25 protein-coding genes are annotated in these 23,596 nt (G+C 62.0%); 21 read left to right on the top strand and 4 right to left on the bottom strand.

The genetic code is table 11. The features are described from left to right. The first annotated feature begins 4 nt into the window (after positions 1 to 4). On the top strand, positions 5 to 430 hold the full coding sequence (locus NKH70_RS13415) for an OsmC family protein (RefSeq protein ID WP_353025406.1): 426 nt from the start codon (positions 5 to 7) through the stop codon (positions 428 to 430). An 8-nt stretch (positions 431 to 438) separates the two neighbouring features. On the opposite strand, the gene NKH70_RS13410 is transcribed toward NKH70_RS13415, so the two are convergent. Both NKH70_RS13410 and NKH70_RS13405 read right to left on the bottom strand, forming a co-directional pair. Next, entirely contained in the window at positions 439 to 1,068 is a 630-nt protein-coding gene (locus NKH70_RS13410; protein WP_352720147.1) for a MarC family protein, read from the bottom strand. 74 nt (positions 1,069 to 1,142) lie between these two features. Beyond that, positions 1,143 to 1,673 (bottom strand): hypothetical protein, encoded by a 531-nt coding sequence (locus tag NKH70_RS13405; protein WP_352977157.1) that lies wholly within the window; start codon positions 1,671 to 1,673, stop codon positions 1,143 to 1,145. An 86-nt stretch (positions 1,674 to 1,759) separates the two neighbouring features. On the opposite strand from NKH70_RS13405, the gene NKH70_RS13400 reads away from it, so the two are divergent. Continuing rightward, positions 1,760 to 2,587 (top strand): helix-turn-helix transcriptional regulator, encoded by an 828-nt coding sequence (locus tag NKH70_RS13400; protein ID WP_352720150.1) that lies wholly within the window; start codon positions 1,760 to 1,762, stop codon positions 2,585 to 2,587. A gap of 148 nt (positions 2,588 to 2,735) precedes the next feature. Continuing rightward, on the top strand, positions 2,736 to 5,546 hold the full coding sequence (gyrA, locus tag NKH70_RS13395; protein ID WP_352914222.1) for a DNA gyrase subunit A: 2,811 nt from the start codon (positions 2,736 to 2,738) through the stop codon (positions 5,544 to 5,546). Positions 5,547 to 5,601: 55 nt separating this feature from the next. Here the strand turns inward: gyrA and NKH70_RS13390 are convergent, their stop codons facing one another. Continuing rightward, positions 5,602 to 5,754 carry a hypothetical protein gene (locus NKH70_RS13390; protein WP_254817366.1) on the bottom strand — a complete coding sequence of 51 codons (153 nt, stop codon included), beginning with the start codon at positions 5,752 to 5,754 and terminating at the stop codon, positions 5,602 to 5,604. A gap of 197 nt (positions 5,755 to 5,951) precedes the next feature. On the opposite strand from NKH70_RS13390, the gene coaD reads away from it, so the two are divergent. From coaD to NKH70_RS13350, 8 genes are all read left to right on the top strand, one after another. Further along, entirely contained in the window at positions 5,952 to 6,452 is a 501-nt protein-coding gene (coaD, locus tag NKH70_RS13385) for a pantetheine-phosphate adenylyltransferase (protein WP_292653457.1), read from the top strand. A gap of 75 nt (positions 6,453 to 6,527) precedes the next feature. After that, entirely contained in the window at positions 6,528 to 7,118 is a 591-nt protein-coding gene (locus NKH70_RS13380; RefSeq protein WP_292653458.1) for a peptidylprolyl isomerase, read from the top strand. 28 nt (positions 7,119 to 7,146) lie between these two features. After that, positions 7,147 to 7,659: a peptidylprolyl isomerase gene (locus NKH70_RS13375; RefSeq protein ID WP_023717788.1), complete on the top strand. Its 513-nt coding sequence runs from the start codon at positions 7,147 to 7,149 to the stop codon at positions 7,657 to 7,659. Further along, a complete protein-coding gene (locus NKH70_RS13370) occupies positions 7,656 to 8,054 on the top strand; it encodes a hypothetical protein (RefSeq protein WP_352720154.1) in 399 nt (132 codons plus the stop codon). The genes NKH70_RS13375 and NKH70_RS13370 overlap by 4 nt, the downstream gene beginning before the upstream one ends. 12 nt (positions 8,055 to 8,066) lie before the next feature. Continuing rightward, positions 8,067 to 9,152 carry a tRNA preQ1(34) S-adenosylmethionine ribosyltransferase-isomerase QueA gene (queA, locus tag NKH70_RS13365; RefSeq protein WP_352720156.1) on the top strand — a complete coding sequence of 362 codons (1,086 nt, stop codon included), beginning with the start codon at positions 8,067 to 8,069 and terminating at the stop codon, positions 9,150 to 9,152. Further along, complete coding sequence (locus NKH70_RS13360; RefSeq protein ID WP_352448773.1) at positions 9,142 to 9,411, top strand: hypothetical protein; 270 nt, start codon at positions 9,142 to 9,144, stop codon at positions 9,409 to 9,411. Before queA ends, NKH70_RS13360 begins: the two co-directional genes overlap by 11 nt. A gap of 8 nt (positions 9,412 to 9,419) precedes the next feature. After that, complete coding sequence (gene tgt, locus NKH70_RS13355) at positions 9,420 to 10,550, top strand: tRNA guanosine(34) transglycosylase Tgt (protein ID WP_292653462.1); 1,131 nt, start codon at positions 9,420 to 9,422, stop codon at positions 10,548 to 10,550. 215 nt (positions 10,551 to 10,765) lie between these two features. Beyond that, positions 10,766 to 12,145 (top strand): glycosyltransferase family protein, encoded by a 1,380-nt coding sequence (locus NKH70_RS13350; RefSeq protein ID WP_353025405.1) that lies wholly within the window; start codon positions 10,766 to 10,768, stop codon positions 12,143 to 12,145. A 28-nt stretch (positions 12,146 to 12,173) separates the two neighbouring features. Here NKH70_RS13350 and NKH70_RS13345 read toward each other — a convergent pair whose 3' ends face one another. Next, positions 12,174 to 12,593 carry a DUF4864 domain-containing protein gene (locus NKH70_RS13345; RefSeq protein WP_352720160.1) on the bottom strand — a complete coding sequence of 140 codons (420 nt, stop codon included), beginning with the start codon at positions 12,591 to 12,593 and terminating at the stop codon, positions 12,174 to 12,176. A gap of 243 nt (positions 12,594 to 12,836) precedes the next feature. Here NKH70_RS13345 and NKH70_RS13340 point away from each other — a divergent pair, with 243 nt between their 5' ends. From NKH70_RS13340 to NKH70_RS13295, 10 genes are all read left to right on the top strand, one after another. Then, positions 12,837 to 13,073: an Lrp/AsnC ligand binding domain-containing protein gene (locus NKH70_RS13340; protein ID WP_023674883.1), complete on the top strand. Its 237-nt coding sequence runs from the start codon at positions 12,837 to 12,839 to the stop codon at positions 13,071 to 13,073. Positions 13,074 to 13,243: 170 nt separating this feature from the next. After that, entirely contained in the window at positions 13,244 to 14,656 is a 1,413-nt protein-coding gene (locus NKH70_RS13335) for a circularly permuted type 2 ATP-grasp protein (RefSeq protein WP_352720162.1), read from the top strand. A 164-nt stretch (positions 14,657 to 14,820) separates the two neighbouring features. Then, positions 14,821 to 15,762 (top strand): alpha-E domain-containing protein, encoded by a 942-nt coding sequence (locus NKH70_RS13330; protein WP_352491567.1) that lies wholly within the window; start codon positions 14,821 to 14,823, stop codon positions 15,760 to 15,762. Between the two features lie 61 nt (positions 15,763 to 15,823). Beyond that, on the top strand, positions 15,824 to 16,618 hold the full coding sequence (locus NKH70_RS13325) for a transglutaminase family protein (RefSeq protein WP_352466439.1): 795 nt from the start codon (positions 15,824 to 15,826) through the stop codon (positions 16,616 to 16,618). Positions 16,619 to 16,649: 31 nt separating this feature from the next. Next, positions 16,650 to 17,381: a proteasome-type protease gene (locus tag NKH70_RS13320; RefSeq protein ID WP_352720164.1), complete on the top strand. Its 732-nt coding sequence runs from the start codon at positions 16,650 to 16,652 to the stop codon at positions 17,379 to 17,381. 58 nt (positions 17,382 to 17,439) lie between these two features. Next, positions 17,440 to 18,852, top strand: a complete 1,413-nt coding sequence (locus tag NKH70_RS13315; RefSeq protein WP_352720166.1) for a pyridoxal phosphate-dependent decarboxylase family protein — start codon at positions 17,440 to 17,442, stop codon at positions 18,850 to 18,852. A 128-nt stretch (positions 18,853 to 18,980) separates the two neighbouring features. Beyond that, the gene (locus tag NKH70_RS13310; RefSeq protein WP_352720168.1) at positions 18,981 to 19,748 is read left to right on the top strand and encodes a DeoR/GlpR family DNA-binding transcription regulator; all 768 of its coding nucleotides are present in this window, start codon (positions 18,981 to 18,983) and stop codon (positions 19,746 to 19,748) included. Between the two features lie 125 nt (positions 19,749 to 19,873). Continuing rightward, positions 19,874 to 21,400 (top strand): glycerol-3-phosphate dehydrogenase, encoded by a 1,527-nt coding sequence (gene glpD, locus NKH70_RS13305; protein WP_352720169.1) that lies wholly within the window; start codon positions 19,874 to 19,876, stop codon positions 21,398 to 21,400. Positions 21,401 to 21,439: 39 nt separating this feature from the next. Continuing rightward, on the top strand, positions 21,440 to 22,519 hold the full coding sequence (locus tag NKH70_RS13300; RefSeq protein WP_352977161.1) for an ABC transporter ATP-binding protein: 1,080 nt from the start codon (positions 21,440 to 21,442) through the stop codon (positions 22,517 to 22,519). A gap of 9 nt (positions 22,520 to 22,528) precedes the next feature. Beyond that, a complete protein-coding gene (locus NKH70_RS13295; protein ID WP_352720173.1) occupies positions 22,529 to 23,596 on the top strand; it encodes an ABC transporter ATP-binding protein in 1,068 nt (355 codons plus the stop codon).

The following is a 23,596-nucleotide window of genomic DNA, read 5'->3' as shown; positions in this document are numbered from 1 at the left end:
TCGAGTGAAAGCAAGGGTCAAATGGGTCGAGGAGCGCACCTTCGTTGGCGAGTCCGCCAGTGGGCACAAGCTGGTGCTAGGCACTGCGTTCGGGCCGGAGGGCAAGACGCCGGGGCCGAGCCCAATGGAACTGGTGCTGATCGGTACCGGCGGCTGCTCGGCCTATGACGTGGTCCATATCCTCGAAAAGGGGCGCGAGGCGGTTGACGATTGTGTGGTCGAACTCGATGCCGCCCGTGCAGAAGCCGATCCCAAGGTGTTCACCCGCATCCACATGCATTTTGTCGTCAAGGGCCGGGCGCTGTCACACGACAAGGTGAAGCGGGCGATCGGGCTTTCGATCGAGAAATACTGCTCGGCCTCGGCAATGATGGCCAAGACCGCCGAGATCACCCACGACTTCGAAGTCATTGAAACGACAGCGAAGTAGGGCAGTTCCTACGTCGCCATCAGCGCCTTGATGCCGTCGGCCACGAACTGTACGGCGAGCGCCGCCAGGATGACGCCGAGCAGCCGTGTCAGGATCGAACGGCCGGTTTGGCCGAGGATACGGTCGATGCGCTCTGACAGCACGAACACCAGGTAAGTGATGACAAGGCAGATGGCGATGATGCCGACAAGTGCTGTCTGCGCGCCAAAACCCTGAAACGAGCTTGAGAGCAGGACGGTCGCCGAAATTGCGCCGGGACCGGCAATAAGCGGGATCGCCAGCGGAAAGGCGGCGATGTTGTGGATCATATCCCTGGTGATGGCGACATCGCCGATCTTCTCCTTGCGGTCCTGCCGGCGCTCGAACACCATTTCGAAGGCGATGAAGAACAGCAGAAAGCCGCCGGCGACGCGAAAGGCCGGCAGGGTGATGCCGAAGACTGACAGGATCGACGCGCCAGCGATTGCGAACAACGCCATCACCAGGAAAGCGATGATCGAAGCGCGCACGGAGACCTGGTTGCGCTCCTTGCGGTTCATGCCGCGGGTCACGGCAAGGAAGAGCGGCGCCAGGCCGGGCGGATCGATCGTCACCAGTATGGTGACGAAGGCGTTGAACAGGCTGTCGAAGCTCGGCATGCTGACCCTCCCCGCCGGCAATGCCGGATAACGGGATTGGTAGAGCAAAGCGGAGCCAGTGGAAACCGTGCGGATCAGGGGCTCGCGGCGCGCCGGGCCAGAAACTCGACTTCGAGACGCCAGGTGGCGCCGTCGTCCTGTGAGCGTTCGCCCAGCCAGCGGAACGAATTTTCGGTGATGCGCGAAAAGCTCCAGCGCACAGCAGATCCGGTGCCGTCTGCGCCTTGCTGGATGATGGTGTCGCCCTCGGCACGGCCGAGCTGGCGGCTGTAGTACTGGCTGCGCGGATCGCTCCAGAAGATGTGCCAGGCGTCGACGCCGGGGTCGTAGACGCGCAACGTCGTGCCATAAAAGGTCCATTTGCCGAGCGACGGCGAGGCGCCGGCGTCACGGGCGGGCAGGATCCATACGTCCTGGATGGCCCGGCCTTCGAGCACCCAGCCGAAATGCACCTCGCCGCGCCCGGTCAGCACCTGGCCGTCCTCGAGATGGCGCGTGGCGTCGAACGTCCAGGCGCCGACGAAGCGGCCGTAAAGGTTTAGTTTCTCGGCAAGGGCCGGTACGGGTCCATCGCTGTGCAGGGCCTTGGCAAAGGAATTGGACATGGCTTCGCTCTCATCTTGTCAGTAGACCGGCAAGCGTAGAGGTCGACAGGGGTTCTGCGCTTGGGAAAAATTGCTATATTTCGGCGATGGCGACGAGCGCGCATAGGCTGGCGTCGGGCCGAGGCTGGCAGGTGTCGGATGTCATCTGCACCGCCAGCGCCGCCGACAGGCCATTCGAGGAGGAGCATCGGGATTTCTGCGTCGCCGCCGTAACCAGCGGCACCTTCCGCTATCGTGCGCGCCAGGGCACGGCGATGCTGGCGCCGGGAGCGCTCCTGCTCGGCAATCCCGGCACATGCTACGAATGCGGCCATGAGCATGGCGCCGGCGACCGTTGCCTCTCCTTCCATTTCGGACCGGCCTATATGGAGCGGATCGTCGCCGACGTGCCGGGCGCGAAGCAGCTCGATTTCCGCACGCCGCGCCTGCCGCCCTTGCCGGCGCTGGTGCCGCTGCTCGCCGAAGCGGAGGCGGCGCGCGAGATGGCCGACACCGGCGCGTTCGAGGAACTCGCCCTGCGCATTGCCGGTGCGGCGGTGACAGCGGCTTGCAGCGCTACGGAAGGACAGAGCGCGCCGAGCCGCCGTGACCAGAAGCGCGTCGCCGAAGCGGTGCGGCGCATCGAAGTCGATGCCGACCGGCCGATCTCGCTTGCCGAACTCGCCGACGAGACCGCCACCAGCCCCTATCATTTCCTGCGCACCTTCCGGCACGTCGCCGGCATGACGCCCTACCAGTTTCTGCTGAGAGCGCGGCTGCACAGGGCTTCCGTGCGGCTGCGGACGTCGGATCAGACGATTTCGGCGATCGCCTTTGCAGCAGGATTCAACGATCTGTCGACCTTCAATCGCCGTTTCCGGCGGCTGATGGGCGAGGCACCGGGTACTTATCGCGCCCGCCGGCGACGCTCGTGAAAGCGAGCCACTGCCATATCGTCGCAATTGGTGTATCCTTTTGAATTTGCCGCTAAAAACCACACTGCAAAACTGCCGCGATTGTTGGAGTTTCGGGCCGGCTTCCTATATAAGCACCAAGTGATTCCTGATTAGATTGTGATCCGATTTGACCGACCAAAAGACACCGCGCGGCGCCGACGGCGGCCCCACCGGCATCGAGCCGATATCCATCATCGAGGAGATGCAGCGCTCCTATCTCGATTACGCCATGAGCGTGATCGTCAGCCGCGCGCTGCCGGACGTGCGCGATGGCCTCAAGCCGGTGCATCGCCGCATCCTCTACGCCGCCTATGAGAGCGGCTATCACTGGAACCGCAAATATGTGAAATCGGCACGCCCGGTCGCCGACGTGATGGGTAAATACCATCCGCATGGCGACGCCTCGATCTACGACGCTTTGGTGCGCATGGCGCAGGACTGGTCGCTGCGCGTGCCGCTGATCGACGGGCAGGGCAATTTCGGCTCGATCGACGGCGATCCGCCGGCGGCGATGCGCTACACGGAATCGCGGCTGACCAAGGTCGCGCATGAGTTGCTGGAAGACATCGACAAGGACACCGTCGATTTCCAGGACACTTACGATGCGTCGGGCAGCGAACCGAAAGTCCTGCCGGCGCGCTTTCCGAACCTGTTGGTCAACGGCTCCGGCGGTATCGCCGTCGGCATGGCCACCAACATCCCGCCGCACAATCTGGGCGAGGTTTGCAACGGCGCCATTGCCCTCATCGACAATCCGGCGATCGATCTGCCGGCACTGATGGAGATTATTCCGGGGCCGGATTTCCCGACCGGCGGCATCGTGCTCGGCCGCTCCGGCATCTACAGCGCCTATTCGACCGGCCGCGGCTCCATCGTCATGCGCGGCCGCGTCAACGTCGAGGCGCGCGGCAACGACCGTGAATCGATCGTCATCACCGAAGTTCCCTATCAGGTGAACAAGGCGTCTATGATCGAGAAGATGGCCGAGCTGGTGCGCGACAAGCGCATCGAAGGCATTTCCGACATTCGCGACGAGAGCGACCGCCAGGGCTACCGCGTCGTCATCGAACTGAAGCGCGACGCGGTCGCCGATGTCATCCTCAACCAGCTCTACCGCTTCACCCCGCTGCAGACGTCCTTCGGCGCCAACATGGTGGCGCTGAACGGCGGCAAGCCGGAATTGCTGACGCTGACCGACATGCTGAAGGCGTTCGTCGCCTTCCGTGAAGAGGTGATCAGCCGGCGCACGAAATTCCTGCTGCGGAAGGCGCGCGACCGCGCCCATGTGCTGGTCGGCCTTGCCATCGCCGTTGCCAACATCGATGAAGTCATCAAGCTGATCCGCAGCGCTCCGGACCCGCAGACGGCACGCGAGCAGTTGATGGAGCGGCGCTGGCCTTCGGGCGACGTGGAATCGCTGATTCTTTTGATCGACGACCCGCGCCATCGCATCAACGAGGACGGCACCTACAATCTCTCCGAGGAACAGGCGCGCGCCATCCTCGAACTGCGCCTGCAGCGCCTGACCGCGCTCGGCCGCGACGAGATCGCCGACGAACTGAACACGATCGGCGACGAGATCAAGGATTATCTCGATATCCTGTCGTCCCGCGCCCGCATCCAGCAGATCGTCAAGGACGAGCTCATCGCCGTGCGTGACGAATTCGGCACGCCGCGCCGCACCGAGCTCGCCGAGGGCGGGGCGGACATGGAAGACGAGGATCTGATCCAGCGCGAGGACATGGTCGTCACGGTGAGCCATTCCGGCTATATCAAGCGCGTGCCGCTGTCACTCTACCGGGCGCAGCGCCGCGGCGGCAAGGGCCGCTCCGGCATGTCGACCAAGGAAGAGGATTTCGTCACCCGGCTGTTCGTCGCGAACACGCACACGCCGGTGCTGTTCTTCTCCTCGCGCGGCATCGTCTACAAGGAAAAGGTCTGGCGCCTGCCGATCGGCAACCCGCAATCGCGCGGCAAGGCGCTGATCAATATGCTGCCGCTCGAACAGGGCGAGCGCATCACCACCATCATGCCGCTGCCGGAGGATGAGACCAGCTGGGGCGAGCTCGACGTGATGTTTGCCACCACGCGCGGCACCGTGCGCCGCAACAAGCTTTCGGACTTCGTCCAGGTCAACCGCAACGGCAAGATTGCCATGAAGCTGGACGAGGAAGGCGACGAGATCCTCGGCGTCGAGACCTGCACCGACAATGAGGACGTGCTTTTGACGGCAAGTTCCGGCCAGTGCATCCGCTTTCCGGTCAGCGACGTACGCGTCTTCCAGAGCCGCAATTCGGTCGGCGTGCGTGGCATTGCAATGGCCGATGGCGACAGGGTGATCTCGATGGCGGTGATCGAGCATGTCGATGCACCGCCGGCGGAGCGTGCCGCCTACCTCAAGCGGGTGGTGGCCGAACGCCGGCTTGCCGCCGACATCGCGGCCGGCGAGGAGGAGGAAATCCAGCTCACCAATGAGGAGGTCGGCGAAGAGGCGGAACTTTCCGACGAGCGCTACGAATTCCTCAAGGCACATGAGCAGTTCGTGCTGACGGTGACGGAATATGGCTACGGCAAGCGTTCGTCGTCCTACGATTTCCGTCTGACCGGCCGTGGCGGCAAGGGTATTCGTGCCACCGACGTGTCGAAAACGGCCGAAATCGGCCGCCTGGTGGCGACCTTCCCGGTCGGCAATGACGATCAGATCATGCTGGTTTCGGATGGCGGCACCGTTATCCGCGTCCCGGTCAACGGTATTCGTTTCGCCAGCCGCGCCACCAAGGGCGTTACCATCTTCAATACCGCAGAGGACGAGAAGGTCGTTTCGGTGGAGCGGATTTCAGAGCCGCAAGCGGACGAGGAGATCGAAGAGAGTGTCGAGGTTGAAGGTGGCGCTGTTACCGATGCCGAAGGTGGGGAGCCTGACACTACCGTCGAGTGAGTTTGCCACGGCGGCGCAGCCCTATGGGCCGGCGTTGTGAAGAAACCCCGGCAATCTAGAAGTGGCGATAAGGCTTGCGGTTGCCGAAGCCTTCGAACCGCTTGGTATTGGCCTTGGCGCGGACGCGCTGTGCTTCCTGATGCAACCCGAATACGGTAGCGATCAGCATGGCGACGGTCATTGCGGTGGCGAGCATGTAGATCAGCATGTGCGTGTTCTCCTGCGCCTAACAACGATTAGATGGGTGTTTGGTTTCATCTTCTGCAGCTGCAAACTTAGTGAACACTGCGTGAAGCCGTTGTGAGCGGCACATTCATCTGTCGTTCACGTAGGCCAAAAGGTTCATGGGGCGGGCCTGCCGATCGGATTTGCCTTTAGGGGAGAGGCTCGCTAGAAGCACCTGCCATGACCGAACGCATCGCCCTTTATGCCGGCTCTTTCGACCCGCTGACCAACGGCCATCTCGACGTGCTGAAGGCGTCGCTGGCCGTGGCGGATACCATCTATGCGGCGATCGGCATCCATCCCGGCAAGAAGCCGCTGTTTTCCTTCGAGGAACGGGTCGATCTTATCGAAACGGCCGCGAAGGCGGAATTCGGCAGCGACGGTGCGCGTATCAAAGTAGTCGACTTCGACGGGCTGGTCATCGACGCAGCCAGGAAGCATGGCGCCTCGATCATGATCCGCGGCCTGCGCGACGGCACCGATCTCGACTATGAGATGCAGATGGCCGGCATGAACGAGACCATGGCACCGGAGCTGCAGACGGTTTTCCTGCCCGCCAGCCCCTCGGTGCGCACCATTACCGCCACACTTGTGCGCCAGATAGCTTCGATGGGAGGCGACATCCGCCCCTTCGTGCCGGCGGCCGTGGCCGGCGCGCTCACCGCCAAATTCGCGAAATAAATGCATGTCGCCCAAAAGTGGAACCCGGCTTTGGGTAACGACTTGCATGAACGAAGATATTCGGAGAAAGATCCCATGCAGCTGAAAAAGCTTGCCTTCTTGCTTGCCGTGCTTGCCGGTCTTGTGACCGCATCCGTGTCGGCGTTTGCCGCCGATCCGGAAAACACCATGATCGTAACGCTGAAGGACGGCGACGTGACCATCGCGCTGAGGCCCGACCTTGCGCCGAAGCATGTCGCGCAGATCAAAAAGCTGGTGCGCCAGGGCGCCTACGACAACGTCGCCTTCCACCGCGTCATCGACGGCTTCATGGCACAGACCGGCGACGTCAAGTTCGGCAACATGAAGAGCGGCTTCAATGCCGACGCGGTCGGCACCGGCGGCTCCGATCTTCCTGACCTGCCGGCCGAATTCTCCAGCACCGAGCACTACCAGCGCGGCGTGGTCGGCATGGCCCGCTCCGACGATCCGAATTCCGCCAATTCGCAATTCTTCATCATGTTCGCGCCGGCACCGCCGCTCGATGGCCAGTACACCATCGTTGGCAATGTGGTCAGCGGCATGGAGCTGGTGGACCACATCAAGAAAGGCGAAGAGGCGCAGAACGGGACGGTGACCGACCCCGATCGCATGATCAAGGTGCGCATCGCCGCCGACGGCAAATAAACCCAAGTTTCAAAAGGATATTTCTGACATGGCCGAGATCAAGGACCGCGAGAACGCGCTCATCATGGACACGACCAAGGGCAAGGTCGTCATCGAATTGTTTCCAGACCTGGCGCCCGGCCATGTCGGCCGCATCAAGGAGCTGGCGCGCGAAGGCGCCTATGACGGTGTGGTCTTCCACCGCGTCATCGACGGCTTCATGGCGCAGACCGGCGACGTCAAGTTCGGCAACTCCAACAAGCCGTCTTTCGCACCGACCCGCGCCGGTACGGGCGGTTCCGACAAGCCCGACTTGAAGGCCGAGTTCTCCAACGCCAACCACGGCCGCGGCACCTGCTCGATGGCGCGCTCGCAGAACCCGAACTCGGCCAATTCGCAGTTCTTCATCTGCTTCGACGATGCCGCCTTCCTCAACCGCCAGTACACGGTATGGGGCCAGGTCATCGAAGGCATGGACAATGTCGACAAGATCAAGCGCGGCGAACCGGTGCAGGATCCCGACAAGATCGTGTCGCTCAAGGTAGCGGCCGACGTGAAATGACCGGCCGGGCTGTCGCGGCCATCGCATTTGTGCTCGTCGCGGCGGCCACGCCGGCGCTGGCGACGGAATCGATCGTTTGCAGCGCCGACGGCGGCGCGGCATCGATCGACGTTTTGATGGGACACACGGCCGTCATTGCGGTGGCGCGCGTGTGGCTGGATGCCGGCGGCAAGACATGGACCACGGACGGCCAGCCGGGTTCAACGAAAGTGATCGTCGGACAGGCATTCGAAGACGACGAGCGTATGCTGATCGATCTCACTGATGAGGGCCTCAGCTCGATCGTCGCCAGATTGCGGCTGGTCAAAGCCAGCGAGCAGTCCAGTTTCGCGATGGGCGGCACATTGAGCATAGACGGTGTCGGCGCCTGGGCGGTGACCTGCCCGGAACCTTGAGGCGGGGATTTCTTGCGCGTCGATCTTTTCGACTTCGATCTGCCGGAAGAGCGCATCGCGCTTCGCCCAGCCGAACCGCGCGACAGCGCCAGGATGCTGGTGGTCAGGCCGGGTGAGGGGTTCGAGGACCGGACGGTGCGCGACCTGCCGTCCCTGCTCAAGGCCGGTGATGTGCTGGCCTTCAACGACACCAAGGTTATTCCGGCACAACTGAAGGGCATCAGGCGGCGCGGCGAGGCGGCGACGCAGGTCGAAGCCACGCTGCATATGCGGACGGCGCCCGACCGGTGGCTCGCCTTCATGCGGCCCGGCAAGCGCGTCGCCGCCGGCGATCGCATCCATTTCGGTCATGATGCCAATTCCTGCTTTCTCGGCCAGCTCGACGCGACCGTGATCGAGAAGGGGGAAGGTGGCGAGGTGCTGCTCGGCTTCGACCTGTCAGGTCCGTTCCTCGACGAGGCGCTGCACGCCGTCGGGCATATCCCGCTGCCGCCCTACATCGCCTCCAGGCGCGACGACGACGAACGTGACCGGAGCGACTACCAGACCATCTATGCCAGGGAGGAGGGCGCCGTGGCCGCGCCGACGGCAGGGCTGCATTTCACGCCGGAGCTGTTTGCGACGCTCGACGCCGAGGGCATAGAGCGCCGTTTCGTCACGCTGCATGTCGGCGCCGGCACGTTTTTGCCGGTGAAGGCGGACGACACCGCCGACCACAAGATGCACGCCGAAACCGGTTCGGTCAGCCCGGAAACCGCCGAGGCGCTGAATGCGGCGAAGGCAAAAGGAGGGCGCATTATCGCTGTCGGCACGACATCGCTGCGCTTGTTGGAGAGCGCGGCTGGCGAGGACGGCAGGCTGGCAGCATGGTCAGGCCCGACCGACATCTTCATCACGCCCGGCTATCGCTTCAAGACCGCAGACATGCTGATGACCAATTTCCATCTGCCGCGTTCGACGCTGTTCATGCTGGTTTCGGCCTTCTGCGGTTTGCAGACGATGCGCGCGGCCTATGCGCATGCGATCGAGAACCGCTACAGGTTTTATTCCTATGGAGACGCAAGTCTTCTGTTCAGGAAGGATACCGATGGACGATGACCTTGAAACCTTCGACCGCGAAGCCTTGATCGCCGAGGTCAGGAAACTGCGCGCCGGCATCCGCCAACACCGCGACGCCACCGGCCACGATCTGTGCTGGCATCATCCCGACCTGTGGTCGCTTTTGCCCGAAAAGACCGAGCCGGCGATTGCCGTGCCGCCGTGGCCGAAATTCATGCGCGGCTGCATCCGCTACCGCCAGTCGCTCGATAAGCAGGCTCCGGACGCGCCGGTATTCGACAAGGAGTTCGATGGCTAGGGAATTCAATGACTAACGCATTCACCTTCACGGTGCTGGCGACCGACGGCAGGGCGCGGCGTGGTGTAATCACCATGCCGCGCGGCGAAATCCGCACGCCTGCCTTCATGCCGGTCGGCACCGGCGGCACGGTGAAGGCCATGTATATGGATCAGGTGCGCGGCGTCGGCTCGGACATCATCCTTGGCAATACCTATCACCTGATGCTGAGACCCGGCGCCGAGCGCGTGGCTCGGCTCGGCGGCTTGCATGAATTCGCCTGCTGGCCGTATCCGATCCTCACCGACAGCGGCGGCTTCCAAGTGATGTCGCTGTCGAAGCTGCGGAAACTGACCGAGAATGGCGTGACCTTCCGTTCGCATATCGACGGCGGCGCCTACGAGATGTCGCCGGAGCGTTCCATCGAGATCCAGGGGCTGCTCGATTCAGACATCCAGATGCAGCTCGACGAGTGCACGGCGCTGCCGGCCAAGGAAAAAGAGATCGAGCGCGCCATGGAACTGTCGCTGCGCTGGGCCGAGCGCTGCAAGGCGGCATTCGGCGAGCAGCCCGGCAAGGCGATGTTCGGCATTGTGCAAGGCGGCGACGTGCCGGATCTGCGGCTGCGCTCGGCGCAGGCGCTGAAGGCAATGGAGCTGAAGGGCTATGCGATCGGCGGGCTGGCTGTCGGCGAGCCGCAAGCGGTGATGCTGGAGATGCTCGACATCACTTGCCCGGAGCTGCCGGCTGACCGGCCGCGCTACCTGATGGGTGTCGGCACGCCGGACGATATCTTGAAGTCGGTGGCGCGCGGCATCGACATGTTCGACTGCGTGATGCCGACGCGGGCAGGGCGCCATGGCCTTGCCTACACACGGCGCGGCAAGGTCAATCTGCGCAACGCCCGCCATGCCGACGATCCGCGCCCGCTCGATGAGGAAAGCGACTGCCCGGCCGCACGCGACTATTCGCGGGCCTATTTGCACCATCTGGTGCGCTCGCAAGAGGCGCTTGGGGCGATGCTCCTGACCTGGAACAATCTGTCCTATTACCAGCAGCTGATGCGCGACATTCGTGAAGCGATCGAGGCTGGCAGGTTCGCCGAACAAGCCGAGATCATCACGCAGCAATGGGCAAACGGTGACCTCGCCGTCCGGTAGGCATGCTCGCCAGGAATCCGGCTCCAGCGAGGAGCTGCACCTGCCATGAACTGTTTTGAAACGTCTGCCTAATAAGCATTGCCGGACAACGTTGGGCGAGGATCAAGAACCTGTTCGTTTCGGGGCAAGTTTCAGTTCCTGGCACGACGGTGCGGACGAATGGCATCGCTTCGCCTTCGTCTTCCGTGGCGGTCCAGCAATGGACGGCGGGGTCGTTGCTTGCCGCTCTGGTGATCGCCGTGACCGGTCTGGTCTTGCGCTTGCTTGGCGCGCGCGGCGACCTTTGGCTGGACGAGATCTGGAGCTTTGCGCTGGTCGAGCCGCTGACCTCGATCGGTCAGATATTCTGGCGCGTCAATCACGACAACAATCATTTCCTCAACTCGGTCTATCTCTATCTCATCGGCCCCGACGCTTCGCCGCTGATCCAGCGAGGCCTGTCGATAGCATTAGGTGTTGCCACGATCGGTGCGGCGGCAGCGAGCGCCGCATCGCGCGGACGACAGGCGATGATTGCCACAAGCCTGTTGTTTGCCGTGAGCTATCCAATGGTCCATTACGGCTCGGAGGCGCGCGGCTACGCCGGCCTTGTGCTGTTCACGCTGCTTTCGGTGGTTTTTCTAGAGCGCCGACTCGACAATAAACGGTGGTCTGGAATGGCCTTGGCAGCGGCGATCCTTTTCGGGTTCCTATGCCACCTCACCATGATCGGAATGGTGGCAGTCCTCGCAACCTGGACCGCGTGGCTCGCCTGGCAGCGTACGGCGCGGGCCGGCCGTGTCGTTGCGGACCTGGCGTCGATCTTCCTGCCGGCCCTGCTTGCCGTGCTGCCGCTGGCTGTCTGCGTGTTTGTCGGCGGCAGGCTGTTCGGCTTCAGTGTCGGTGGTGTTTCGCCGTTCTCGATTGCCGCCTTCGCGCAGGGCTATGGCGGGATGATCCGCTCTCTGTTCGGGCTGCCACCCTGGTTCGGCGACGGGCCCTATATCGTTGCCGCCTGTGGTCTTGTCGGCCTCTCCGCCGGTGTCTGGCGCGGTCGCCGGGCCAGCCTTTATGCCATCGGGATTATCGGACTGCCTTTGCTCATGGCGGCGGCACATCTGCCCAACCTCGAGTTCCCGCGCTATTTCATCATCAGCGGAACATTGCTGCTGCTCTGGGCCGGCGAGATGATTGGCCGCGGCCTGGATGCGCGCGGGACTGCCAGGCTACTTGCGATGGGGGCGCTGGCGATCGTGGTGAGTGGAAGCGTTTCGTCGCTGCTCCAGTTCTATCAGTACGGACGCGGCTCGTACGCTGCTATGGTCGACGAGATGACCAGAAGTGGCGCTGCCACCTATGCCAGCAACAGTGATTTCCGCACCGCCATGGTCGTCGACTATTTTGCGGCGCGAATGGATCGTCGGGCATTGCTGGTTCCAGACGACAGGTTGTGCACCGAACGGCCCGCCTGGCTGATCCTCGAGGGGGACGTGGACAAACAAGCCGAACATGTCGAACCGGCGGCCGCATGCGCTCTGGCCTATGAACGGGCCGACGCGTCGAGACATTGGGGGTTTTCAGGCCTGAGCTGGACGCTCTACCGGCGACAGGATTGAGGCAGCTTTGCCCCTCCTCAAGCGCCCCTCAGGTGCTGAGCGACGTGGACGCGCGCAGGCTGCAGCCGGTGATCCGAAAGCTGCCGTCAGGCTGTAATTCGAGCGTGTAGACCGCCTCGTAGTCCTTGCCATCCGGGCCGACGATCAGCACCTGCTGGACGATCGAGGTCGGGCTCGTCTCGCGAACCTTGCCGAAGGAGTAGGTCTGCGGTTGGCGCACCGGCGGATAGCCGTTGGTCACCATGTTCATGAAGGTATCGACGGTCGGAAAGATGCGTTTCACATTCGGTGCGGCAAAGCTGTAGGCCGTCGCTCCATCATTGGCGATGAAGGCCTTCAATTGACCATCGATGACCGTCTGCGCCGCTGTGACTTCGGCGTCGCCGGCGAACGCCGGGGATGCGAAAATGAGTGGAATGACTGCGAATGCGAAAAACGCGCGGCGCATGGCCTGTCTCCGTTGTCCCTGAGAAATCGCTGTCCGAAGGTACATGATACCATACGCTTTGCCGTGCTTCAGGGTTTCAGCCGAGCGCAAACATTCGGCGCGGCAGTCCGTGTCCAGACCGAGAAAGCGTCGCCGAGGCGAGAATTGCCTGAGCGATGGCCGATGCTTGAAAGGCGGGCGTCAGTCTGCCACAAGGGCCGCTCGATTATACCTAGAGCGTGCGATCTTGGGCAGGACCAGGCAATGAAGGCATTTTTCGTGCAGATAAAGTGCGATCTGGGCAAGGCCTATGACGTTGCCAGCGCTTTGGCCGATGCCGAGATCGCTTCGGAAATCTACTCGACAGCCGGAAACTACGACCTGCTCGCTAAATTCTATGTCGACGACGAGGAAGACATCGGCCATTTCGTCAACGAGAAAGTGCAGATTCTCCCGGGCATAAAGGACACGTTCACGGTCGTCACCTTTCGCGCCTTTTGACCTCGTTCGGCATTGCCCGGACACCAGGCAAAGCCTGATCAAGGCCCTATTGGTGCTGCCTTAATTTTAGGCAAGAGCGATATACTGATAGCCGGCGCCCGCCAAATCACCGATTGCGCTTGATTTTCTCCAGCGAGGCCAGTGAAATGGCGTCACAGGGGAGTATGCGATTGGCAGCGTTCGACGAAATGCTTCCGGAAGTTTCCGGGCTGAGAAAACCGTATTCGGCTTACGATCGCTGGCTGAAGGAACAGGACCCGGCCAGGCTTACCGAGAAGATGCAGGACGCCGAACGCGTCTTTCGCAAGACCGGCATCACTTTCGCCGTCTACGGCGAGCAGGAAGCATCGGAGCGGCTGATACCCTTTGACATCGTTCCGCGCATCATTTCGGGCAATGAATGGCGACGGCTGACGCAAGGCATCGAGCAGCGCGTCCAGGCGCTGAACGCCTTTCTCGACGACATCTACCATCGCCAGGAGATCTTGCGCGCCGGCCGGGTGCCGAAGGAGTTGATCGCCAAGAACGAGGCGTTCCTGCCCGAGATGATCGGGGTTCGGCCGCCGGCCGGCGTCTATACCCACATCATCGGCGTCGACATCGTACGCATCAGCGAGAACGAGTTCTACGTGCTGGAGGACAATGCGCGCACGCCGTCCGGCGTCTCCTACATGCTGGAGAACCGCGAGACGATGATGCAGCTCTTTCCCGAGTTGTTCCAGCAGATCAAGGTGCGGCCGGTGGAGAATTATCCGCAGCTCTTGCGCCAGTCGCTGGCGGCGGTGCGGCCGCAAAGCACCAAGGGCACGCCGACCATTGCCGTGCTGACGCCGGGCAGCTTCAACTCAGCCTATTTCGAACATGCCTTCCTTGCCGACCAGATGGGCGTGCAGCTTGTTGAAGGACAGGATCTGCGCGTCGTCGATGGTCATGTCGCGATGCGCACTACCGAGGGCTACAAGCAGATCGATGTGCTCTACCGGCGTGTCGACGACTCGTTCCTCGATCCGCTGACCTTCCGCCCCGACTCGGCACTTGGCGTGCCGGGCATTATGGACGTCTACCGCGCCGGCAATATCACCATCGCCAATGCGCCGGGAACCGGCATCGCCGACGACAAGGCGATCTATTCGTACATGCCCGAAATCGTCGAATTCTACACCGGCCGCAAGGCGATGCTTGGCAACATCCCGACCTGGCGCTGCTCGGAGCCGGACAGCCTGAAATATGTGCTGGAGCACATCGACGAACTGGTGATCAAGGAAGTCCACGGGTCCGGCGGTTACGGCATGCTGGTCGGTCCGGCGGCGACCAAGAAGGAATGCGAAGAGTTTTCCAAAAAGCTCGCAGCAAAACCGTCGAACTACATTGCCCAGCCGACGCTGGCGCTGTCGACCTGTCCGATCCTGACGGACAAGGGACTGGCGCCGCGCCATGTCGATCTGCGCCCCTATGTGCTGGTTTCCGACCGTATTCAGATCGTGCCCGGCGGGCTGACCCGAGTAGCGCTCAAGGAAGGCTCTCTGGTCGTCAATTCCTCGCAAGGCGGCGGCACGAAGGATACGTGGGTGTTGGATGATTAGAGAGCGAATAGTGAATAGTGAATAGTGAATAGTGAATAGATAAGGATATGTGTCGTTGATGTTGGTGAAATGCCCTGAAGTGAAGCACGCGGCATCGTGCCCTGGAATCTGGACAGTCACCATTCGCTATTCACCATTCACTATTCACCGCAGGACCGCCTGACATGCTTCTCGGCCGCACCGCCAACGGGCTCTACTGGATGAACCGCTATATCGAGCGGGCGGAAAACATGGCGCGGCTGGTGGACGCCGGCTTGCGCATGGCGCTAACTCGTACTCAGAACGCTTCGGAGGAGTGGAATTCGGTGCTGCTCAGCGCCGGTTCGGACGCCGCCTTCACGCAGAAATATTCCGACTACACCGCCGCCAATGTCGCCGACTATCTGCTGCGCGATACGTCGAACCCGTCGAGCACGATGTCGTCTATCGAAACGGCCCGTAACAATGCCCGCATGGTGCGTACCGCACTGACGCGTGAAACCTGGGAAAGCATCAACGAAGCCTGGATGTCGCTGAAGCGGATGCTGGCCAAGCCGATCGACGAGCGCGACCTGCCCAACGCGCTCGACGCGATCAAACGCGAGACGGCGCTGATCCGCGGCTCGTTCTACGGCACGATGCTGCGCAACGAGATTTTCGATTTTTCGCAGCTCGGCACTTATGTCGAACGCGCCGACAACACCGCGCGCATCCTGGATGTGAAATACTACGTGCTGCTGCCGTCGATCTCCTGGGTCGGCTCGACGCTCGACAACTACCAGTGGGAATCGATCCTGCGCTCGGTGTCGGCGCACCGTTCCTATCGCTGGGTTTATGACGCCGACTACAAGCCGAGCAACATCGCCGATTATCTGATCCTCAACGTCCGCATGCCGCGCTCGCTGACCTTTTGCTACCGCTTCCTGACGGAGCATCTCAAATTCCTGGGTGACGACTATGGGGAGCGCCACGCCTGTCATGCGACGGCTGCCAAGACCCAGGCCATGCTGACGGCCGGCTCGATCAAGGATATTTTCGACGCCGGCCTGCATGAATTCCTGGCCAATTTCATCCGCGACAACACCAGGCTCGGCGACGAGATCGCGCAGGATTACAGGTTCTATTGAGCATGACCCCAAAAAGCGGAGACCGGTTTTCGGAAAAGCTCATGCTCCAGGGACGAGTGCGATGCGGCTGAAGATCACCCACCGGACCGAATACCGCTACGATGCGCCGGTGCATTATCTGTTGCAGCGTTTGCGGCTGCTCCCGGTGAACGGGCGCACCCAGACGGTACTGTCCTGGGCGCTGAAGATCGAAGGCGCACGCGAGGAAGTGCGCTTCACCGACCATTTCGGCAATGATACCAGGCTGTTGAGCGTCGAGGGCGAGCGCGACTTCATCACCGTCGAAGCAGCCGGCGAAGTGGTGACGCGCGACACCGCCGGCGTCTGCGGGCCGCACCAAGGTTTCGCGCCGCTCTGGCTGTTCGGCCATGAAACGCCGCTGACGACGATCGGCAGCGGCATTCGCGAACTTGCTGCCTCGGTCGGCAAGGGTACCGACATCGAAAGGCTGCACCGGTTGATGGCGGTGATCGGCGAGCGTGTCGCTTATACGCCAGACACCACCAACGCGACGACGCCGGCCGAAGAGGCCCTGGCGCTCAAGACCGGCGTTTGCCAGGACCACAGCCACATCTTCGTTGCCGCGGCGCGCGCCATGGATTTCCCGGCGCGCTACGTCAGCGGCTATCTGATGATGGATACAGCGATCGAGCAGGCAGCAAGCCACGCCTGGGCCGAGGCGCATGTCTCGGGCCTCGGCTGGGTCGCCTTCGATGTCGCCAACGGCATTTCTCCCGACGAACGCTATGTAAAGGTAGCGACTGGCCGCGATTATCGCGACGCAACCCCGGTATCGGGAATTCGGCTGGGACAGGCGGAAGAACAGCTTGCGGTCACCGTCACCGTGGAGCAGTAATCCCCGGCAAGATTGTTGCCAAAGAGATTCGATGACCTATTGCGTCGGCCTGAAAATCAATCACGGGCTCGTGTTCATGTCGGACACGCGCACCAATGCCGGTATGGATTCGATCTCGACCTTCAGGAAGATGCATGTCTGGGAAGAGCCGGGCGAGCGCGTCATCGTTTTGATGTCGGCCGGCAATCTGGCGACGACGCAGGCCGTAGTCAGCCTGCTCGACGAACGCACCAAGGCAGTGGCGGAGCGCCGTGCCACGCTGCTCGAAACGCCCTCCATGTACCAGACAGTCCGGTTGGTCGGAGACACCGTCAAGGAGGTCATCGCCAGTTCGTCGCCGGCGGGCGAAAAGGCGGATTCCTACTTCAACGCCTCCTTCATCCTCGGCGGTCAGATCAAGGGCAGCGCCCCGCGCCTGTTCATGATCTATCCGGAGGGCAATTTCATCGAATCGACCGACGACACGCCGTTCTTCCAGATCGGTGAGACCAAATACGGCAAGCCGATCATCATCCGCGCTTATGAAAGGACGATGAGTTTCGCCGAGACGGTGAAGTTGCTGCTGGTGTCGTTCGACTCGACGCTGAAGTCGAACCTGTCGGTCGGCCTGCCGCTCGACCTGCTGTTCTATGAAAAGGACACTTTCAAGGTCGGCCTCAAAAAGCGAATAAATCAGGACGATCAATATTATCGCACGATCTCGGATAGCTGGTCGAACGCGCTGAAGACCGCCTTTGCCAGCTTGCCTGATTTTCCTGAATGAAAACCTTCGTCTTTCGTGCTCTTTGATCGCGGCTCGATGGGGCGCTACGGAGGCGAAGATGAATAGCAACGAATTCCGCGAATGGTCGCTGCGAGCGGCTGAATGGGGCGCCGACTACAGAAACAGCCTTCGCGAAAGACCGGTGCGGCCGCTTGTCGAGCCGGGCGAAATCTTCAAAAGCATCGACGCCGCGCCGCCGGAAGACGGCGAAACGATGCAGGCAATCTTCGCTGATTTCGAACAAAAGATCCTGCCGGGCATGACGCACTGGCAGCATCCGCGTTTCTTTGCCTATTTCCCGGCTAACGCGGCACCGGCCTCCGTCGTGGCCGAGTATCTGGTTTCCGCGATGGCCGCGCAATGCATGCTCTGGCAGACCTCGCCGGCAGCGACCGAGCTCGAGATGCGGGTCGTCGACTGGATGCGGCAGGCGCTTGGTCTGCCGGCGGGATTCTCCGGCGTCATGCAGGATTCGGCTTCATCAGCGACGCTTGCCGCCGTGCTGACCATGCGCGAGCGCGCGCTCGACTGGCAAGGCAACAAGAGCGGCCTGCAAGGCCAGCCGGTCGTGCGGGTCTATTCTTCCGACCAAGTCCATACTTCCATCGACCGGGCGATCTGGGTGTCGGGCATCGGGGAGGCGAACCTCGTGCGCATTCCGGTCGCGGGACGCTTCCGCGCTATGCAGACGGCGGCTCTGGAAGCGGCGATCGTCGCCGACCGCGAAAACGGCATGCTGCCGGCCGGCATTATCGCCAGCGTCGGCGGCACCAGTACCGGCGGCACCGACGATGTCGCGGCTGTTGCCGCGGTGGCGAAGCGGCACGGGCTCTACCTGCATGTCGATGCCGCATGGGCCGGCTCCGCCATGATCTGCCCCGAGTTCCGGCATTTCTGGGCCGGCGCCGAACATGCGGATTCGATCGTCTTCAATCCGCACAAATGGCTGGGCGCACAGTTCGATTGCTCGATGCAATTCATCCGCCAGCCGGAAGACCTCGTGCGCACGCTGGCGATCAAGCCCGAATTCCTCAAGACACATGGCCGCGACGGGGTCATCAACTACTCCGAATGGTCGGTGCCGCTCGGCCGAAGGTTCCGCGCGCTGAAACTTTGGTTCCTGCTGCGTGCGCATGGCTTGGAAAATCTGCGGACCATGATCCGCAACCATGTCGCCTGGAGCGAGGGCCTCGCCGCCTGGCTGGCTCGGGAACCGGATTTCGAAATCGTCACGGAACCGATGCTGTCGCTGTTCTCATTCCGCCATCTCGCGGCTGCGGGAATCGACCTTGACGAGCACAATTTGCGGCTGGTCAACGCGATCAACAATGACGGCCGCATTTACCTGACGCAGACCCGGGTGGACGGGCAGGTGGCGATCCGCTTTCAGGTCGGGCAGTTCGAAACGACTGCGGCGGACGTCGATACTGCTTTCGAGGTCATCACTGACATCGCGCGGGGCCTAAGTTGATAGCCTCGTCGAGATTGCGCCGGAGCTTTTCTCTCTGCAGTCGCCCGATTTTCATTAGCCGGCTCATACCTGTTCATGGCTTTCGTTTTCAGCTATAGACGAGAAAAACGAAAATGAGAGGTTGCTAGATGTATCTGTCGCCGCGTCATTCCGAAATCATCCAGATGGCCAAAGATCATGGCCGCGTACTGGTCGAGGAGTTGGCGACGCATTTCAACGTGACGCCGCAGACGATCCGCAAGGATCTCAACGATCTCTGCGACCAGCGACTTTTGTCCCGCATTCATGGCGGGGCATTGTTCCCGTCCGGCATCGAGAACATGGAATATGAGGCTCGGCGCAAGATCGCCGCCGAGGAGAAGGAGGCGATCGGCCGCGCAGCAGCCCGGCTGATCCCCGACAACGCATCTCTGTTCATCAATATCGGGACCACGACGGAAGCTGTCAGCAAGTCGCTGCTCGATCACAGCGGCCTGATGGTCATCACCAATAACATCAATGTTGCCAATAGGATGCGCATATATCCTTCGATCGAGGTGGTGATCGCCGGCGGTGTCGTGCGCGGTTCCGACGGCGGCGTGGTCGGCGAGGCAGCGGTCGATTTCATCAGGCAGTTCAAGGTCGATTTTGCGGTGATCGGCGCCTCGGCCATCGACCATGACGGCGCACTGCTCGACTTCGATTTTCGTGAGGTGAAGGTGGCTCAGGCGATCATCGCCAACGCCCGGCATGTGATCCTGGTGTCGGACCAGACCAAATTCGAGCGCACCGCGCCCGTCCGCATCGGCCATCTGTCGCAGGTCAACACCTTCATCACCGATCGTTGCGACATCCCGTCGGTGCGCAAGATCTGTGAAGAGGCAGAGGTTCAGCTGATCGAAACGTCGCTCTCCTAGAGATGCCGCTGCGGCATCTGCCGCCGATCATATTTCGTTTGACATTCGTTATCATTTCGAAATAATCCCGTCACGGTTTCGCAAAACTCAAAAATGCTGCAATGCGAAATCGAGGGAGGATTTCTTTGCGCGCATCACCGATCCATGACATTTTCGTCATCGGTGGCGGCATCAATGGCTGCGGCATCGCCCGCGATGCCGTTGGACGTGGCTTTTCGGTCTTTCTTGCCGAGATGAACGATCTGGCCAGCGGAACTTCTTCGGGTTCGACCAAACTGATCCATGGCGGCTTGCGCTATCTCGAATTCTACGAATTCCGCCTAGTGCGCGAAGCGCTGATGGAACGCGAGGTCCTGTGGAGGAACGCGCCGCATATCATCTGGCCGATGCGCTTCGTGCTGCCATACGCCAAGGGGCTGCGTCCGGCCTGGCTTATCCGGCTCGGGCTTTTCCTCTACGACCATATTGGCGGGCGCAAATTGCTGCCGCCGACGAAAACGCTGGACATGGCCAAGGATCCGGCCGGCAAGCCGCTGAAGCCGTTGTTTCGAAAGGCGTTCGAATATTCCGACGGTTGGGTCAACGATGCCCGGCTGGTTGTGTTGAACGCCCGTGACGCTGCCGAGCGCGGCGCAACCATTCGAACCCGAACAAGGGTCGTCAGCGCCCGACGTGAAGGCGATCTCTGGACGGTCAGGCTTGAAAACGTGCGGACCGGCGATACCGAGGAGGTCAAGGCGCGGTTGCTGGTCAATGCCGCGGGCCCGTGGGTCGACCAGGTTCTTTCGGCCACCGTCGGCCTGAACGACGTGCACAATGTCCGCCTCGTGCAAGGCAGCCACATCGTCGTTGGCAAGAAATTCGACGACCCACGCGCCTATTTCTTTCAGAACAAGGACGGGCGCATCATTTTCGCCATCCCCTACGAAGACGAGTTCACGCTCATCGGCACCACCGACCGGGACTATCCCGGCGATCCGCACGACGTCAGGATCAGTGATGCCGAGATCGACTATCTCTGCGCTGCGGCAAGCGAATATTTCGCGCAGCCGGTCAAGCCGTCGGATATCGTCTGGACCTATTCCGCGGTGCGCCCGCTCTACGATGATGGCGCCTCAAAGGCGCAGGAAGCCACGCGCGACTATGTGCTGAAGGCCGATGGAGGCGAGGGTGCCGCCCCGATCGTCAACGCCTTTGGCGGCAAGATCACCACCTACCGCCGATTGTCGGAATCAATGCTCGAGAAGATCGAGGGTTTTCTCGGCAAGCGAGGCAAGCCATGGACAGCAAACACGCCGCTGCCCGGCGGTGACTTTCCCGTCACCGGCTTCGATGGCGAGGTAGCGAAACTGAAAACGGCGTACCCGTTCCTCGACGCGCGGCTGGCCCGCCGGTTGACCCGGCTCTATGGCACCCGCGCAAGGAAGCTGCTGGGCCTCGCCAAGTCGAACGCCGATCTTGGCCGCAACTTCGGCGCCGATCTCTACGAGGCCGAGGTGCGCTACCTCGTCGAAAACGAATGGGCGATGACTGCCGAGGATGTATTGTGGCGCCGGACCAAGCGCGGCCTGCGTCTCAGCCGTGAGCAGGCGGCAGTGCTCGACGAGTTCATGCGCGGAATAAGCCGGCAGCACGTAGCGGCTGCCGAATAGGGACGGCCGACTGATGCAGAAAGCCTGGGAGGAGGCATCATGCTTGAACTGAGAAACGTGACGAAGACGGTGGGTGCGGCGGAACATATCCGCGACGTCTCGCTGACGCTTCAGCACGGCTCGCTCAACGTCCTGCTCGGGCCGACGCTCTCCGGCAAGACCAGCCTGATGCGGCTGATGGCGGGCCTCGACGTGCCGACCTCCGGCTCGGTCTGGTTCGATGGCAAGGATGTCACCGGCATGCCGGTGCAAAAGCGCAACGTCGCCATGGTCTACCAGCAATTCATCAATTATCCGGCGATGACGGTCTACGAAAACATCGCCTCACCGCTGCGGGTGGCCGGCACGGATGAGGCAACGATCGACAGGGAGGTGCGCAATGCCGCCGCCCTTCTCAAACTCACGCCCTATCTCGACCGCACGCCTCTCAGTCTGTCGGGCGGCCAGCAGCAGCGCACCGCGCTGGCCCGCGCCATCGTCAAGAATGCCAGCCTCGTGCTGCTCGACGAGCCGCTCGCCAACCTAGACTACAAGCTGCGCGAAGAATTACGCGCGGAACTGCCGAAGGTCTTCGCGGCCGCCGGCACAATCTTCGTTTATGCCACGACCGAGCCGCACGAGGCCTTGCTGCTCGGCGGCAACACGGCGACGCTTTCCGAAGGCAGCATCACCCAGTTCGGGCCGACCATCGAAGTGTTCCGCAAGCCGGTCGATCTGGTGACGGCGAGAACCTTCGCCGATCCGCCGCTCAACACCATCGTGCTTGCCAAGAAGGGCCTGGATTTCCTGCTCGAGGGCGGCGTGAAATTGCCGGTGCCGGCCGAGCTCTTCGGCATTGCCGATGCGATCTATACGATCGGCTTCCAGCCCCATCATCTTTCCCTCGATCGGCCCAACGCCGCCGCAGTGCCGGTGCGCGCAAAGGTGACGATCACCGAGATCACGGGATCGGAAAGCTTCATCCATCTCGATTTCGCCGATGCGCGCTGGGTCATGCTGACCCACGGCATTCGCGACTTCGAGCCGGATGAGGAAGTCGAGGTGTTCATCGACCCGCGCCACATCATGGTCTTCGACGAGCACGGCCGCGCCGTGGCCGCGCCGAAGCTGGCGGTTTAGGAGGAAGCGATGGCGCGCATCGACGTCAATCATATCCGCCACTCCTATCTGCAGAACCCGCGCACGGATGCCGATTTCGCGCTGAAGGAAGTGCACCACACGTTCGAGGATGGCGGCGCCTATGCGCTGCTCGGCCCGTCCGGCTGCGGCAAGACTACGCTGCTCAACATCATTTCGGGATTGCTGCATCCCTCGCACGGCCAGTTGCTGTTCAACGGAAGGGACGTGACAAATCTGTCGACCCAAGAGCGCAACATTGCCCAGGTCTTCCAGTTCCCGGTGATCTACGACACGATGACCGTCTACGACAATCTGGCGTTCCCGCTGCGCAATCGCGGCGTGCCGGAGGCCGACGTCGACCGCAAGGTGCGCGAGACGCTGGAGATGACCGGGCTGGCCGATATGGCCAAACGAAAGGCGCGCGGACTGACCGCCGACCAGAAGCAGAAGATCTCGCTCGGGCGCGGGCTGGTGCGCTCCGACGTCAATGCCATCCTGTTCGACGAGCCTTTGACCGTCATCGACCCGCATATGAAATGGGTGCTGCGCTCGCAGTTGAAGCAGCTTCACCGCCGCTTCGGCTACACCATGGTTTATGTCACGCACGACCAGACCGAGGCGTTGACCTTCGCCGACAGGGTGGTCGTCATGTATGACGGCGAAATCGTGCAGATCGGCACACCGGCGGAGCTGTTCGAGCGCCCGCGCCACACCTTTGTCGGCTATTTCATCGGCTCGCCCGGCATGAATGTCATGACGGTGGCGATCGACGGCAAGACCGCGAAGCTGGGCTCGCAGCAGATCGAACTGCCGGGCGTGCCCAAGGCGGGCGGCGGCGCCATCGAGCTCGGCATCCGTCCCGAATATGTGCGCCTGGGCAGCCAGGGCATGGCCGTCCGGATCAGCAAGGTCGAGGACGTCGGCCGCCACAAGGTGGTCCGTGCCAATCTCGAAGGGCGCGAGATCGCCGCCGTCATCGGCGAGGACGAGACGGTTCCGGCTGATCCGAAGGTGCGGTTCGACCCTGCCGGCATCAACATCTATGCCGATTCCTGGCGCGTCGAGATGGGAGCCTGA

The organism is Mesorhizobium sp. M0991, assembly GCF_040318915.1.
GTDB lineage: Bacteria > Pseudomonadota > Alphaproteobacteria > Rhizobiales > Rhizobiaceae > Mesorhizobium.
Note: the sequence above shows the minus strand (reverse complement) of the source record. Positions and strands in the feature narration are given on the sequence as shown.

Bases quoted from the DNA above. Each gene is read 5' to 3' on its own strand.
- NKH70_RS13410 (WP_352720147.1), bottom strand. From the start codon at position 1,068: ATGCCGAGCTTCGACAGCCTGTTCAACGCCTTCGTCACCATACTGGTG.
- tgt (WP_292653462.1), top strand. From the start codon at position 9,420: ATGACTAACGCATTCACCTTCACGGTGCTGGCGACCGACGGCAGGGCG.
- NKH70_RS13400 (WP_352720150.1), top strand. From the start codon at position 1,760: ATGGCGACGAGCGCGCATAGGCTGGCGTCGGGCCGAGGCTGGCAGGTG.
- NKH70_RS13405 (WP_352977157.1), bottom strand. From the start codon at position 1,673: ATGTCCAATTCCTTTGCCAAGGCCCTGCACAGCGATGGACCCGTACCG.
- NKH70_RS13325 (WP_352466439.1), top strand. From the start codon at position 15,824: ATGCGGCTGAAGATCACCCACCGGACCGAATACCGCTACGATGCGCCG.
- NKH70_RS13340 (WP_023674883.1), top strand. From the start codon at position 12,837: ATGAAGGCATTTTTCGTGCAGATAAAGTGCGATCTGGGCAAGGCCTAT.
- coaD (WP_292653457.1), top strand. From the start codon at position 5,952: ATGACCGAACGCATCGCCCTTTATGCCGGCTCTTTCGACCCGCTGACC.
- NKH70_RS13345 (WP_352720160.1), bottom strand. From the start codon at position 12,593: ATGCGCCGCGCGTTTTTCGCATTCGCAGTCATTCCACTCATTTTCGCA.
- NKH70_RS13380 (WP_292653458.1), top strand. From the start codon at position 6,528: ATGCAGCTGAAAAAGCTTGCCTTCTTGCTTGCCGTGCTTGCCGGTCTT.
- NKH70_RS13330 (WP_352491567.1), top strand. From the start codon at position 14,821: ATGCTTCTCGGCCGCACCGCCAACGGGCTCTACTGGATGAACCGCTAT.
- NKH70_RS13295 (WP_352720173.1), top strand. From the start codon at position 22,529: ATGGCGCGCATCGACGTCAATCATATCCGCCACTCCTATCTGCAGAAC.
- NKH70_RS13360 (WP_352448773.1), top strand. From the start codon at position 9,142: ATGGACGATGACCTTGAAACCTTCGACCGCGAAGCCTTGATCGCCGAG.
- NKH70_RS13310 (WP_352720168.1), top strand. From the start codon at position 18,981: ATGTATCTGTCGCCGCGTCATTCCGAAATCATCCAGATGGCCAAAGAT.
- NKH70_RS13300 (WP_352977161.1), top strand. From the start codon at position 21,440: ATGCTTGAACTGAGAAACGTGACGAAGACGGTGGGTGCGGCGGAACAT.
- NKH70_RS13320 (WP_352720164.1), top strand. From the start codon at position 16,650: ATGACCTATTGCGTCGGCCTGAAAATCAATCACGGGCTCGTGTTCATG.
- NKH70_RS13390 (WP_254817366.1), bottom strand. From the start codon at position 5,754: ATGCTGATCTACATGCTCGCCACCGCAATGACCGTCGCCATGCTGATC.
- NKH70_RS13315 (WP_352720166.1), top strand. From the start codon at position 17,440: ATGAATAGCAACGAATTCCGCGAATGGTCGCTGCGAGCGGCTGAATGG.
- NKH70_RS13370 (WP_352720154.1), top strand. From the start codon at position 7,656: ATGACCGGCCGGGCTGTCGCGGCCATCGCATTTGTGCTCGTCGCGGCG.
- NKH70_RS13375 (WP_023717788.1), top strand. From the start codon at position 7,147: ATGGCCGAGATCAAGGACCGCGAGAACGCGCTCATCATGGACACGACC.